Here is a 12,660-nt window from a genome sequence, read left to right as displayed (position 1 = left end):
CCCTCAGCGCTGGGCGACCGGCATGCGGAAGGTGTTGACCAGGCCCGACAGCTTCTCGGCCTGCTGCTGCAGGCTCATGCCGGCCGCGGCGGTTTCCTCCACGAGGGCGGCGTTCTGCTGCGTCAGCTGGTCCATGTGCGAGACGGCCTCGCTGATCTGGCCGATGCCGGTGCTCTGCTCGCTGGACGCGCGGCTGATGCTGGTGACGAGCTCGGCCAGAGAGCGGATGGCGTCGACGGTTTCGCGCATCGTTGCGCCGGCGCCCTTCACGAGGCGGGCGCCGTCCTCGACCTGGCCGACGCTGGTGGAGATGAGGACCTTGATCTGCTTGGCAGCCTCGGCCGAGCGGCCAGCCAGCGCGCGCACTTCCGACGCGACGACGGCAAAGCCGCGGCCCTGCTCGCCGGCCCGCGCGGCCTCCACGGCGGCGTTTAACGCGAGGATGTTGGTCTGGAAGGCAATGCCGTCGATGACAGCGATGATTTCCTCGATGCGCCGGCTGCTGGCCTCGATGGCGCCCATGGTGCTGACGACCTGGTCGACGGCCGCGCCACCCGAGATGGCGACCGTGCAGGCGCGCTGGGCCAGGCTGCTGGCGTCGCCGGCCTGATCGGCATTGCTGCGCACGGTGGCGGTCAGCTGCTCCATGGAGCTGGCGGTTTCCTCGAGCGCCGAAGCCTGCTGCTCGGTGCGCTGCGACAGGTCGCGGTTGCCCGAGGCCAGCTCCTGCGAGGCTTGCGCCACCTCGCCGGCATTGCTGCGCACCTCACCGATGACGCCACACAGGCTGTCGCGCATGGCCAGCAGCGCCATCGTCAGCTGGCCGATCTCGTCGCGCGCGCTGATGACGACGTCGCCGCTGAGGTCGCGTTCGGCGATCTGCTGGGCCAGGCCGGCGGCATGCTGCAGCGGCACGGTGATGCTGCGCGAGATGCCGCGCGCGAGCAGGAAGACGGCGCCCAGCATGAAGGCCAGCAGGCCGAAGACGACCCAGCTGCTGGTGCGCAGGCTGGACACGCGCGCGCCAAGCATGCCGTCCAGCGCATCCATCGCCTCCTCGGCGACGACATACATCGCGTCGATGGTGCGGGTGTAGCTGGCGATGTAGTCGGGCGCCGCGTAGGCCAGCTCCTCCTTGGCGATCAGCTCGTCGCGGGTCAGCTTCAGCGAGCCGCGCACCTGTTCGTCCAGTGCGGCGATCTTGCTGCCCAGCCGGCCCTTGAGGTCGGCATTGACGGCGAAACTCTTGTCGAAGGCCGTGCCCATGCCGGCATGCTGGTCGGCGGCCTGCTGCACGAGGCCGGCCAGCAACGTGCGGCCTTCGGGGCCGATCTTGCCTTCCGCCAGAAAGCCGGCGCCACGCGCTCGCGCCTGGCCCAGGGCCTCGGTGGCGATGGGCAGCCGCGTCAGCGTCGCGCTGATCAGGAAATAGGTGTCGGCCTCGGGGTCGAGGATGAGGCCGGACTGGTCGACGAGCTGGTCCAGCAGTTTGAAATAGACGGCGATGAGCTGGGCGTGCAGGGTGCTGCTCTCGGCCGCCTTCAGTCCCTTGGCGCCCACCTGGCTGGACAGGCTGTCCCAGCGCGTGCGCGCTTCCTGCCAGGTCTGGCGCATTGCGTCGTTCGCGCCATCGCCCTTCAGCATGGTGTCGACGGCGGCAACCTGCTTGACCACCTCGGCGTTCTTGGCCGAGCGTGCCGTCTGCACCGAGTCGTTGCCGCCCAACACGGCAGCCGACAGGCCGCGGTGCTGCTGGGTCAGCTGGGCCAGCCGCACGAGCAGCCGGGCGGGCGCCAGGCCTTCGAGCTCGCCCTGCGCCGCCTGAGCCAATTGACGCGCCTGGCGCACCTGGAAGGCCGAAGGGATGCTGATGGCCACCAGCACCAGCAGGGTCAGCAGCATCAGCTTGCGGCTGATCGTCAGAGTGGTCGTCGGGCTCATGGCGTTCTCCTCGTTGGCAAGGCCCTGCTGCGGCGCCGATTCAGTGTCGGCGGCCGCTGCGGTGGAAGGCCGGTTTGTGCACCGGCGCGTCATGCGGCTTGAATCCCTGGGCCGACGTCCAGCGCGGCGCGGGCGGGGCGTCGTGGGGCGGTGGCGGGTGACCGAAGACCTCGCGCCAGCGCGCGGCCAGCAGATCGAAGCGCACCGCGCCGAAAGCGATGAGGGCAACGGCCGCGACGAGCAGCAGCCAGGTCAGGGTCGGGTCCATGCAGGTCTCCCGGGGTTCGCTGTGTGCCCCATGCTGTCACCATGCGAGGGGCACTGCAACACAATCCTTGTCTGACCCCCTGGAGTTGGCCATGAACGCGCCCGAATCCTTCTCGCCCGCCCCACTCCCGGCCGCGCTGCTGGACAGCCTGCGTGCCGACTTCGCCGAGCGCTGCTCGACCGCCCTGGCCGTGCGTGAGCAGCATGGCCGCGACGAATCCGTCTTCGACGTACCACCGCCGCAGGCCGTCGTCTTTGCCGAAAACGAGGCCGAGGTCGCGCGCGTGGTGGCACTGTGCGCCCTGCACCGCGTGCCCGTCATTCCCTACGGTGCGGGCTCGTCGCTGGAAGGCCATCTGCTGGCCGTGCAGGGCGGCATCAGCCTGGACGTGTCGCGCATGAACAAGATCCTGCGCGTCGATGCCGAGGACCTGACGGTGACGGTGCAGCCCGGCGTCACACGCAAGGCGCTGAACGAGGCGCTCAAGCATGAGGGCCTGTTCTTCCCCATCGACCCCGGCGCCGACGCGAGCCTGGGCGGCATGGCCGCCACGCGCGCCAGTGGCACGAACGCGGTGCGCTACGGCACGATGCGCGAGAACGTGCTGGCGCTGCGCTTCGTGTCGGCCAGCGGCGAGGTGGTGCGCTGCGGCTCGCGCGCCAGGAAGAGCAGCGCCGGCTACGACCTGACGCGCCTCGTCATCGGCAGCGAAGGGACGCTGGGCGTCATCACCGAGCTGACCGTCAAGGTCCACCCGCTGCCCGAAGCCGTGTCGGCCGCGGTCTGCTTCTTCCCCAGCATCGACGCGGCCGTGCGCACCGCCATGCAGATCATCCAGATCGGCGTGCCCATCGCGCGCTGCGAGCTGCTGGACGCCAACGCCATCAAGGCCGTCAATGCGCACGACAAGCTCGGCCTGAAGGAAGCGCCCATGCTGCTGATGGAATTCCACGGCAGCGAGGCGGGCGTGGCTGAACAGGCGGCCACCGTGCAGGACGTGGCAGCGGACTTTGGGGGCGAGGCCTTCGAATGGGCGACGACGCCCGAGGCGCGCACGCGGCTCTGGACCGCGCGCCACCACGCCTATCTGTCAGGCCTGCAGATGCGCCCCGGCTGCCGCGCGGTGACGACAGACACCTGCGTGCCCATCTCGCGCCTGGCCGAGAACATCAACGCGTCGATTGCCGAGGTCGAGGCCGCCGGCCTGCCTTACTTCATCGTCGGCCATGTCGGCGATGGCAACTTCCACATGGCCTATCTGCTGGACCCGGTCGACCCCGAAGAGCTGGCGACGGCCGAGCGGCTCAGTGCGCAGATGGTGGCGCGGGCGATTGCTCTCGAAGGCACGTGTACGGGCGAGCATGGGATTGGGTTGCACAAGCAGGGCTTCCTGCTGGACGAGACCGGCGAGGAAGCGGTGGGGTTGATGCGCGCGGTGAAGCAGGCACTGGATCCGTTGGGCATCTTCAATCCGGGGAAGATCTTTGCGGGTTGAGCCGTTTCCTGTGTGTCGTGCCTTGAGCAAATCGGGCCACACTAGGTAGTCATTCGAACCCATGCTGAGGCCAGCAAATGACACCAACTGAGCTTCGCCAGTTGCTCCTCTATGGAGAGTCGACGGACGAGAATTTCAAGAGGTTGCCGCCTGAAGCCGGCGGCATCTGGTGCAGTCGCCCCACGCGAGAGCAGGTCGAGCGTGGCCGCTATTTCATGTATCTACGGGTGGCTCTCCTTGCCGCCGCAACGATCTACCTTTTCTACTTCCATAGAGGCATAGGTGAAGCGAGAGTGCTTCCATGGATCATTGCTTGCTACGAGTTCGCGTACTACACCCTACGAAAAGAGAAGGACGAACAGGATCACTTACTCGCACGAGAGCGTTATACGAGCCGTGTAGATGAGCTTATCCATGCCTTGCATCCACGCTGGAAGCCGGAGAAGGTTTAGCCGATGGACACCACTGCCGCCCCTCCCGTTGGCGCGCTGCGCCAGTTCGATGACCTGCCCGGCCCGCGCGGTGTGCCGGTATTCGGCAACCTGCTGCAGATCGACTCGACGCGGGTGCATCAGCAGGTGGAGGCCTGGTGCGAGGAGTTCGGGCCGATCTTCAGGCTCAGGCTGGGCAAGCGCCGCCTCGTCATCGTCGGTGACCACGAGCTGATCAGCACGGCACTGCGCGACCGGCCTGATGGCTTTCGGCGCACGCAGCGGCTGGAGGACATCGGCCGCGAGATGGGGCTGAACGCGGGCCTGTTCGGCTCCAACGGCGAGGCCTGGAAGCGCCAGCGCCGCATGGTCATGGCCGGACTGGACCCGGTGCATGTGAAGCGCTACTACCCCTTCCTGCTGCGCGTGGCCGAGCGCCTCGTCGGGCGCTGGCAGATCGCCGCGCGCGAGGACCGGTGCATCGAGCTGCAGGCCGACCTGATGCGCTTCACGGTGGACGCCGTGGCAGGCCTGGCCTTTGGCGAGGACGTCAACACGCTGCAGTCCGACGAGGATGTCATCCAGCAGCACCTGAACCGCATCTTCCCGATGCTGTTCAAGCGCATCTTTGCGCCGCTGCCGTTGTGGCGCTGGTGGCCATCGGCCGAGGACCGCGCACTCACGCACAGCGTGGCCGAGGTGAACGTGGCCGTTCAGGGCTTCGTGGCCAAGGCGCGTGCCCGCATGGCCGCCAATCCGGGGCTGCGCGAGGAGCCCGGCAACTTGCTGGAAGGCATGCTGGTGGCGGCCGACGAGCCCGACAGCGGCATCGACGACGAGCAGGTGGCTGGCAATGTGCTGACCATGCTGCTGGCCGGCGAGGACACGACGGCCAACACGCTGGCCTGGATGATCTGGCTGCTGTGGCAGCACCCCGACGCGCTGGCCCAGGCGCGGGCCGAGGTGGACCGCGTTTGTGGTGAGGCCGCGCTGCCGACTCTGGAGCAGCTCGGCGCGCTGGACTTCGTCGAGGCCTGCGCGCACGAGACGATGCGGCTGCGGCCGGTGGCGCCCATCAACGTCATGCAAGCCATGCGCGACGCGCGTGTGGGCGATGTGCAGGTGCAGGCCGGCATGATCGTCATGGCCGTCATGCGGCGCGATGCCACGAGCGAGCGCTACCTGACCAACGCGGCCGCCTTCGACCCCGCGCGCTGGCTGCTGGATGCCAAGCAGGCCGGCGCAGCCAAGCGGCTGAGCATGCCCTTCGGTGCCGGGCCGCGCATCTGCCCGGGGCGCTATCTGGCGCTGATGGAGATCAAGCTGGCTTGTGTCCTGCTGCTGCGGCACTTCGACATCACGGCGGTGGACACGCCCGACGGCCAGGCGCCGCGCGAGCTGCTGCAGCTGGCGATGGGGCCGGTGGGCTTGTCGATGCGACTGGCACGGCGCTCGGCCGCTGCCTGACGGCTGACCTCCAGATATCGATTCTGGTATCGATCACACTGTCGAATTCATCGCTCCCGACTTGAGCGCGTTCTCATAGAGGACGCGAGTGGATTGCGCAGGGGTCGCCATGGCGTCAATCAGGGAAAAGCAGGTGTCCAAATGATTGCGCTACCACACAATCTAGCGCAACGACAAAAATGGAGACGCCGTTGAAGACCCTTTCCATCGCCTGCCTCGCCGGGGGCCTGGCCCTCAGCGGCCTGGGCGTCGCCAGCCCGAGGACGGACGCCGACGCCCAGGCCCGCCAGATCGTGGCCCAGCTGACGCTCGACGAGAAGACGGAGCAACTGCTCAACGGCGCGCCGGCCATCCCGCGGTTGAACATCCCGGCCTACAACTGGTGGACGGAGTCGCTGCACGGCGCCTTCGGCCCCGGTGCGACGACGAACTTCCCACAACCCATCGGCCTGGCCGCCAGCTTCAACGACCGGCTGATGCAGGACGTGGCGGCCAGCATCAGCACCGAGGTGCGGGCCGTCTACGCGCTGGGGCGCGGCAAGCCCAACCCGCACAAGATCGGCGGCGCGCTGGACACCTGGTCGCCCAACATCAACATCTTTCGCGATCCGCGCTGGGGGCGGGGCCAGGAAACCTATGGCGAGGACCCCTTCCTGACCGCGACGCTCGGCAAGGCCTTCGTGCACGGCATGCAGGGGCCGGACCCGGCGCTGCCACACGTCATCGCCAGCCCCAAGCATTTCGCCGTGCACAGCGGCCCCGAATCCACGCGGCATTCGGTGGACGTGTGGGTCTCGGCGCAGGACCTGGAGGACACCTACCTGCCCGCCTTTCGCGCGGCAATAGTCGACGCGCAGGCCGGCTCCATCATGTGCGCCTACAACCGCGTCAACGGCGAGCCGGCCTGCGCCAGCCACAGCCTGCTGGTGAAGACGCTGCGCCAGGACTGGAAGTTCAACGGCTACGTGGTGTCGGATTGCGACGCCGTCGTCGACATCCATGCCCACCACAAGTACGCGCCCGACGCCCCGGCCGGAGCCGCCGCCGCCCTCAAGGCTGGCGTGGACAACGAGTGCAATGGCGCCACGCTGTCGCACACGCCGGGCCTGGGCGAGCGCTACAAGCAGGCGCTGGCGCGCGGCTACATCCGCGAGGCCGACATCGACAACGCGCTGGTGCGCCTGTTTGCCGCGCGGCTGCGCAATGGCGATCTGCCGGGGCTGGGCGAGCGCAGCTTCCCGAAGGCCGAGGCGATCAACTCGCCCGATCAGCGCGCGCTGGCGCTTCGCGCCGCGCTCGAAAGCCTGGTGCTGCTGAAGAACGACGGCGTGCTGCCGCTGCGACCCTCGGCCCGCATCGCCGTCGTCGGCCCGCTGGCGGACGCCCGCCGTGTGATGCGAGGCAACTACTCGTCGGGCCAGACCGGGCCGACGCAGACCGTCTACGAGGGCCTGCGCCAGCAGTTCCCGGCAGCGCAGGTCAGCCTCGTGCCCTTCGGCCCCTCGATCACCGACGGCGACCCGGTGCCCGCCAGCGCCTTCGTCGCGCCCGACGGCAGCCCGGGCCTGCGTGCCAGCTATTTCAAGCTCCAGCCTGGCTCCCCAGTGGCGCCGGGCAAGCGCCGTTTTCAGGAGAAGGCCTTCGCCAGCCACGGCGTGGCGCAGCTCGACTCACGCGTGCGCGACTTTCCCGAGTCCGGCGAAGTGACGCGGGTGGTCTTGACGGGCTTCTTCGTTGCCCCGGAGACGGGCAGCTACCGGCTCGGTGTTGCGGGTGTCAAAGGCCAGGTGCGCGTTGCTGGTCGTGACCTGACGCTGGCCAGGCGCCCGACGCAATGGGCCGAGCCGGTCGCCTTGACGCAGGTGGACCTCAAGCAGGGCGAGCGCTATGCGCTGCAGTTCGAGGCCGAGTCCGGCACCGGGGCGCCGCCCGGCATGGTCTGGAAGCGCGTGTCCCGCCAGCCGCTGGCCGACCTGCGCGCCGCCGTGCAGGGCGCTGACGTGGTGGTGGCCGTCGTCGGCCTGACGTCGGACCTTGAAGGCGAGGAGATGCCCGTCAAGATCGAAGGCTTCCAGGGAGGTGACCGCACGACACTGGACTTGCCGGCGGACCAGCGCGCCTATCTGCAGGCCGCGGCGCAGGGGGGCAAGCCACTGGTGGTGCTGAACCTGAGCGGCAGCGCCATCGACCTGTCCTGGGCTCAGGCGAACGTGGCGGCGGTGCTGCAGGCCTGGTACCCGGGCGAGGGCGGCGGCCAGGCCATCGCGCAGGTGCTCACCGGTGTGGCCAACCCGGCCGGGCGGCTGCCGGTGACCTTCTACCGCAGCGCGAGCGACCTGCCGCCGTTTGACGACTACCGCATGGCCGGGCGCACCTACCGCTTCTTTGACAAGCCGGTGGTCTACCCGTTCGGCCATGGCCTGAGCTATTCCAGCTTCCGCTACGAGGCGCCCAAGGTCGAGGTGCAGGACGACGGCAAGGACGTGGGCCTGGTGGTGCGCACGGCCGTCACCAACACCAGCACGCGCGATGGCGACGAGGTGGCCCAGCTCTACCTGACGCCGCCGCGCTTCGAGGGCGGGCCGCGCCTGGCGCTGCGGGGCTTTCAGCGCCTGCATCTGAAGGCGGGCGAACGGCGCGAGCTGAGCTACCGGCTCGATGCCCGCGACCTGAGCTTCGTGGACCGCGACGGCGTGCGCCAGGTCATGCCTGGCGCCTATCGGCTCAGCGTCGGCGGCGGCCAGCCCGACACCGGTGCGCCCGTGGAGAGCGCCAACTTCTCGCTGACGCGGCCGCTGCTGCTGCCGCGCTGACCCCATCAACTCGCTGGACAAACGACCATGCCCTCATTCTTCTCCACCCTGCTGGCCCTGCTGCTGGCCTCCGCTGCCACTTGCGCCCTCGCGCAGGACGGCACCATCCACCCGCTGCAGGCGCCCGCCGAGCCGCGCGCCATCCCGCTTGGCACCGGCGGCGTCGACAAGCAGCCGGCCGCCGAGAGCTGGTTCCGCCAGTGGGGCGAGCCGATGGTGCGCAACGTCACCACCGCCACGCTGACGCCCTTCCTGCCCGCGCCGGGCAAGGGCAATGGCGCGGCAGTGCTGGTGGCGCCGGGCGGGGGATTCCGCTGGCTGTCGATCAACAACGAGGGCTGGAAGGTGGCGCAGGCGCTGGCCGACCAGGGCATTGCCGCCTTCGTCCTCAAGTACCGGCTGCAGCCGACGCCGGACTCGCTCGACGGCTTCAAGGACTCGATGAACCGCATGTTCACCGCGGCCGGATCGAGCGACGGCAACCCACGCTCGCTGGTGCCCGACCTCGCCAACCAGCTTGCCGACGCCGAAGCGGCGCATGCCCTCATCCTCTCGCGCGCCAAGGAATGGGGCGTCGACACCAGGCGGCTGGGCATGGTGGGCTTCTCGGCTGGCGCGGGCCTGACGATGCACAGCACGCTCAACTCCAAGACCATGAAGCTCGCCTTCATCGCGCCGATCTACGGCGGCATGGGGCCGGTCGACGTGCCCAAGGACGCGCCGCCGATGTTCAACGTCATCGCCAGCGACGACTTCCTGTTCCGTGGACAGATGGGCGTGGTCAAGTCCTGGTTCGATGCCGGCCGGCCGGTCGAATTCCATCTCTACCAGAACGGCGGCCATGGTTTCGGGCTCGGCTACCCGGGCAAGACCGCCGAGGGCTGGTTCCCGGTCTTCGTCCGCTGGCTCGACGTGAATGGCTTTTTGAAAGCCGGCGCGGCAAAGTAGAGGGCCGCCGCCGCCAGACCTTCGCCATGATCACCTTCCGCATCCCGTGCCTCGCCGCCGTGGCATTTGCCGCGCTGCTCATCAACCCCGCAGCAGGCGCCTCGGTCGCGGAGCAGGAAGCCATGGCAGTGACCCAGGCTGCGTGCGACGCCTTTCGCCTGCGCGACCTGGCGGCGCTTGAACGCCTGCTCGCACCTGAGTTCAACCTCGTCAGCACCAACGCCGAGGTTCAGAGCCGGGCGCAGGCGCTCCAGGAAGTCCGCGATGGCGACCCGCAATATGAGCGCTTCGAGAACCACAGCATGACGGCGCGCATGTATGGCGACGCGGCGGTGGTGCAGGGCATCACCTCACTGAAGGGTCGGTCCGGCGGCAAGCCCTTCGCGGTCGATGTGCGCTTCACGGACACGCTGATCCGGGTCAACGGCCGCTGGTCGATCGTGGTCAGCCATGTCACGCGCATGCCGTCCTAGTCTCGAGTGATCAGGACGCCTGGCGTCGGGCGTCCACAAACATCACAGCGCACCACAATCCTGCGCTTTCGACGTTTTCTTGAGGAGATACCCATGTTCAGCCACGTGATGGTCGGTACCAACGACATCGAGCGCAGCAAGCGCTTTTATGACGCGGTGCTCGGCACGCTCGGCGTGCCCGAGGGCTTTTGCAACCAGGGGCCCTCGGGCCACCAGCGGGTGTTCTACCGCCATTCGGGTGGCACGTTCTGCATGAGCCAGCCGATCAACGGCGAGCCGGCCTCGCATGCCAATGGCGGCACCATCGGCTTCGGGTGCGCGTCGCCCGAGCAGGTGCAGGCTTTCCACGACGTGGCGGTGGCACACGGCGGAGAGTCCATCGAGCAGCCGCCGGGCCTGCGCGAGGGGGCGCTCGGTGCGATGCACCTGGCCTATGTGCGCGATCCGGACGGCAACAAGCTCTGCGCTCTCCACCGCATCAAGACGGCTTGAACTGACGACGGAGGCCCATGAAAAACGCCGCCCGAGGGCGGCGTTCCTGTCTTCGGCGAGCGCTCTTTAGAACATCGCCTTGAACTGCACGCCATACGTGCGCGGCTCGTTGATGAAGCCGGTCAGGTTGTTGAAGTCGATGGCACCCGTCACGCGGATCTGGTTGGTCACGTTGCGCACGAAGCCGGCGGCTTCGTACTTTCCGTTGCCCCACAGATAGCCCACGCGCACGCCGCCTTCGGTCAGGCTCTTGCCCGTGAACTCGGTGGCCTCGTACAGGAAGAAGTTGACCTTGGAGCGGTAGGCCCAGTCGGTATAGACGTAGACCTCGTCGCCGCTGGCCAGAGGAATGCTCCAGCGCGCGGTGAGGTTGTAGGTCCACTTGGGCGCGTTGGGCAGCGAGTTGCCGTCGACCATCGCGTTGTTACCGACGATGGGGTCCTGCACCGTCGGGAAGGCGCCATTGACCTTCAGCGAGCCGCCCGGAGGCACGCCCAGGCCGGCGTCCTTGAGCTTGGTGTTGTTCAGCGAGCCGCCGAAGGTGACCATCAGATCGGGCGTGATCAGCGCTTCGAGGTTGATCTCGGCGCCGGTGCCGGTGGCCTTCTTGGCATTGAGCAGGCGGGTGGCGTTGACGCTGCCGCCCACGGCCGTCAGCTGCAGGTCCTTGACGGTGTAGCTGAACAGCGAACCCGACAGGCGCAGCGTGCGCTTGAGCAGTTCGCTCTTGAAGCCGACTTCATAGGAGTTGACGGTTTCCGGGCTGGCCTGCGATTGGCCGGCGAAGGCCGATGCGTTCTGCATGGACGACGCGCGGAAGCCATTGGCGTAGCGGGCGTAGAGGTTGGTGTCGGCGTCGAGCTTGTAGGTGGCCGACAGGTCGCCGCTCCACTTGCCGTCGTTGGTGCTGGCGCTGGTGCCGGTGGAGGTGTTGAACAGGCCCGTGCCGGCGTGGGTGGTGGACAGGTCCTTCTTGTCCTTGGTGTAGCGCAGGCCGGCGCGCAGCTTGAGCTCGTCGCTGACGGCGTAATTGACCGAACCGAACACGGCGCCGGCCTTGTTGGTCTGGGCGCTGTAGATGTGGTCGACGTCGGCGTGCGTCGTCGTGTTGTAGGTGATGTTGTCGATCGTGTACTTCTCGTCGAAGAGGTACACGCCGGCCTGCCAGCTCAGGGGGCCAGCGATGTTGGACTCGAGGCGCACTTCCTGCGTCAGCTGGCGGTGGCCGTTCATGCCGCTGCCGGTTTCGGACTGGAAGGGGATGCCGGGTGCGCCGGGCACGCCGCCGTCGATGTCGCCGCGGGACAGCGGCTTCACATGCTCATAGCCGCTGATGGCGTAGATGTTCAGCCCGGGCACGGACCACTTCAGGCGCAGGCTGCCACCGGTCTGCTTCAAGGTCTGGTCGTTGACGCCATTGAAGGCGGCCTTCTCGGCGTCGAAACCGTCGGCCAGGTCGTTCGTGCCGCGCTTGATGGCGTTGGCACGGAACAGGCGCGGGCTGCCGTCCAGGTCGCGCACGTGCACGTTGAGCAGGGCGCTGAACTGCTTGTGCGGCTCGTACAGCACCTGGGCGCGCACGGCGCTGTCGCGGTAGCCCTCGGTCTTGGGCGTGACGGCGCCGGGGGCGGTGTTCTCGGCCCAGTCGCCGCGACGCTGGCTCTGCGCGGAGATGCGGGCAGCCCAGTCGCCGCTCAGGGGCAGGTTGGCCGCGCCTTCGAGGTTCAGCGTGCCGTAGTTGCCCACCGTGACGCTGGCGTAGCCGTCCTGCTTGTGGCTGGGCTTGACGGAGTCGAACTTGACGACGCCGGCCGGCGTGTTGCGGCCGAACAGCGTGCCTTGCGGGCCGGCGACGACTTCCACCGCGGCGGTGTCGAAGATGGGGAAGCCCTTCAGGATGGGGTTCTCCTGGATCACGTCGTCGACGATGACGCTGACCGGCTGCGAGGCGTTGAGGCGGAAGTCGGTGTTGCCGTAGCCGCGCAGGTAAAAGCGCGGGAAGGCGCGGCCGAAGCTGGACTCGATGTTCAGGCTGGGCACGCGGCCCGACAGGAAGCGCAGGTCCTGGCCGCCCGAGGCCAGCACGTCGAGCTTGTCGCCGCTGATCTTGGAGACGGCGTTGGGCACGTCCTTGATGTTTTCGGCACGCCGCTCGGCCGTGATGACGACGGTTTCGAGCTGGCTGCGGTCTTTGGCCGGGGCTTCTTGAGCCAGGGCGGGAATGGCGGTGCTCAAGGCGAGGGCCAGGAGGCTCATGCGCGGTGCGTTCATCAAACAACGACTCCAAAAAAGGAAGCGGCCCCAACTGCAGGGCCGGCGGCGATTGTGCGGA

At 68.1% G+C, this 12,660-nt stretch carries 10 protein-coding genes; 7 read left to right on the top strand and 3 right to left on the bottom strand.

Annotation, left to right across the window (positions count from 1 at the left end):
* Positions 1 to 3: 3 nt before the first annotated feature.
* Positions 4 to 1,941 carry a methyl-accepting chemotaxis protein gene (locus AC1DW0_RS04330; RefSeq protein ID WP_477945023.1) on the bottom strand — a complete coding sequence of 646 codons (1,938 nt, stop codon included), beginning with the start codon at positions 1,939 to 1,941 and terminating at the stop codon, positions 4 to 6.
* Positions 1,942 to 1,981: 40 nt separating this feature from the next.
* Positions 1,982 to 2,209 carry a hypothetical protein gene (locus tag AC1DW0_RS04325; RefSeq protein WP_457323790.1) on the bottom strand — a complete coding sequence of 76 codons (228 nt, stop codon included), beginning with the start codon at positions 2,207 to 2,209 and terminating at the stop codon, positions 1,982 to 1,984.
* Positions 2,210 to 2,300: 91 nt separating this feature from the next.
* Here AC1DW0_RS04325 and AC1DW0_RS04320 point away from each other — a divergent pair, with 91 nt between their 5' ends.
* The 7 genes from AC1DW0_RS04320 to AC1DW0_RS04290 all read left to right on the top strand — a co-directional run bounded on the left by AC1DW0_RS04320 (position 2,301) and on the right by AC1DW0_RS04290 (position 10,328).
* Positions 2,301 to 3,704: an FAD-binding oxidoreductase gene (locus tag AC1DW0_RS04320; protein ID WP_457353317.1), complete on the top strand. Its 1,404-nt coding sequence runs from the start codon at positions 2,301 to 2,303 to the stop codon at positions 3,702 to 3,704.
* A gap of 77 nt (positions 3,705 to 3,781) precedes the next feature.
* Positions 3,782 to 4,156, top strand: a complete 375-nt coding sequence (locus tag AC1DW0_RS04315; RefSeq protein ID WP_457325851.1) for a hypothetical protein — start codon at positions 3,782 to 3,784, stop codon at positions 4,154 to 4,156.
* A 3-nt stretch (positions 4,157 to 4,159) separates the two neighbouring features.
* Positions 4,160 to 5,602 (top strand): cytochrome P450, encoded by a 1,443-nt coding sequence (locus AC1DW0_RS04310; protein ID WP_477945022.1) that lies wholly within the window; start codon positions 4,160 to 4,162, stop codon positions 5,600 to 5,602.
* A 191-nt stretch (positions 5,603 to 5,793) separates the two neighbouring features.
* Positions 5,794 to 8,415 carry a glycoside hydrolase family 3 C-terminal domain-containing protein gene (locus AC1DW0_RS04305; RefSeq protein ID WP_477945021.1) on the top strand — a complete coding sequence of 874 codons (2,622 nt, stop codon included), beginning with the start codon at positions 5,794 to 5,796 and terminating at the stop codon, positions 8,413 to 8,415.
* A 27-nt stretch (positions 8,416 to 8,442) separates the two neighbouring features.
* Positions 8,443 to 9,363, top strand: coding sequence for an alpha/beta hydrolase (locus tag AC1DW0_RS04300; RefSeq protein WP_477945020.1), 921 nt, complete (start codon positions 8,443 to 8,445; stop codon positions 9,361 to 9,363).
* A 26-nt stretch (positions 9,364 to 9,389) separates the two neighbouring features.
* Positions 9,390 to 9,836 carry a nuclear transport factor 2 family protein gene (locus AC1DW0_RS04295; protein ID WP_477945019.1) on the top strand — a complete coding sequence of 149 codons (447 nt, stop codon included), beginning with the start codon at positions 9,390 to 9,392 and terminating at the stop codon, positions 9,834 to 9,836.
* A gap of 93 nt (positions 9,837 to 9,929) precedes the next feature.
* On the top strand, positions 9,930 to 10,328 hold the full coding sequence (locus tag AC1DW0_RS04290) for a VOC family protein (RefSeq protein WP_056190984.1): 399 nt from the start codon (positions 9,930 to 9,932) through the stop codon (positions 10,326 to 10,328).
* A gap of 66 nt (positions 10,329 to 10,394) precedes the next feature.
* On the opposite strand, the gene AC1DW0_RS04285 is transcribed toward AC1DW0_RS04290, so the two are convergent.
* Positions 10,395 to 12,584, bottom strand: a complete 2,190-nt coding sequence (locus AC1DW0_RS04285; protein ID WP_477945018.1) for a TonB-dependent receptor — start codon at positions 12,582 to 12,584, stop codon at positions 10,395 to 10,397.
* Positions 12,585 to 12,660: the final 76 nt, after the last annotated feature.

Source organism: Roseateles sp. P4_D2, from assembly GCF_056401875.1.
This window is presented reverse-complemented; position numbering and strand designations above follow the sequence as displayed.

Excerpts from the sequence above, each read along its gene's own strand:
- AC1DW0_RS04300 (WP_477945020.1), top strand. The coding sequence starts at position 8,443 with ATGCCCTCATTCTTCTCCACCCTGCTGGCCCTGCTGCTGGCCTCCGCT.
- AC1DW0_RS04285 (WP_477945018.1), bottom strand. The coding sequence starts at position 12,584 with ATGAGCCTCCTGGCCCTCGCCTTGAGCACCGCCATTCCCGCCCTGGCT.
- AC1DW0_RS04315 (WP_457325851.1), top strand. The coding sequence starts at position 3,782 with ATGACACCAACTGAGCTTCGCCAGTTGCTCCTCTATGGAGAGTCGACG.
- AC1DW0_RS04310 (WP_477945022.1), top strand. The coding sequence starts at position 4,160 with ATGGACACCACTGCCGCCCCTCCCGTTGGCGCGCTGCGCCAGTTCGAT.
- AC1DW0_RS04330 (WP_477945023.1), bottom strand. The coding sequence starts at position 1,941 with ATGAGCCCGACGACCACTCTGACGATCAGCCGCAAGCTGATGCTGCTG.
- AC1DW0_RS04295 (WP_477945019.1), top strand. The coding sequence starts at position 9,390 with ATGATCACCTTCCGCATCCCGTGCCTCGCCGCCGTGGCATTTGCCGCG.
- AC1DW0_RS04325 (WP_457323790.1), bottom strand. The coding sequence starts at position 2,209 with ATGGACCCGACCCTGACCTGGCTGCTGCTCGTCGCGGCCGTTGCCCTC.
- AC1DW0_RS04320 (WP_457353317.1), top strand. The coding sequence starts at position 2,301 with ATGAACGCGCCCGAATCCTTCTCGCCCGCCCCACTCCCGGCCGCGCTG.
- AC1DW0_RS04290 (WP_056190984.1), top strand. The coding sequence starts at position 9,930 with ATGTTCAGCCACGTGATGGTCGGTACCAACGACATCGAGCGCAGCAAG.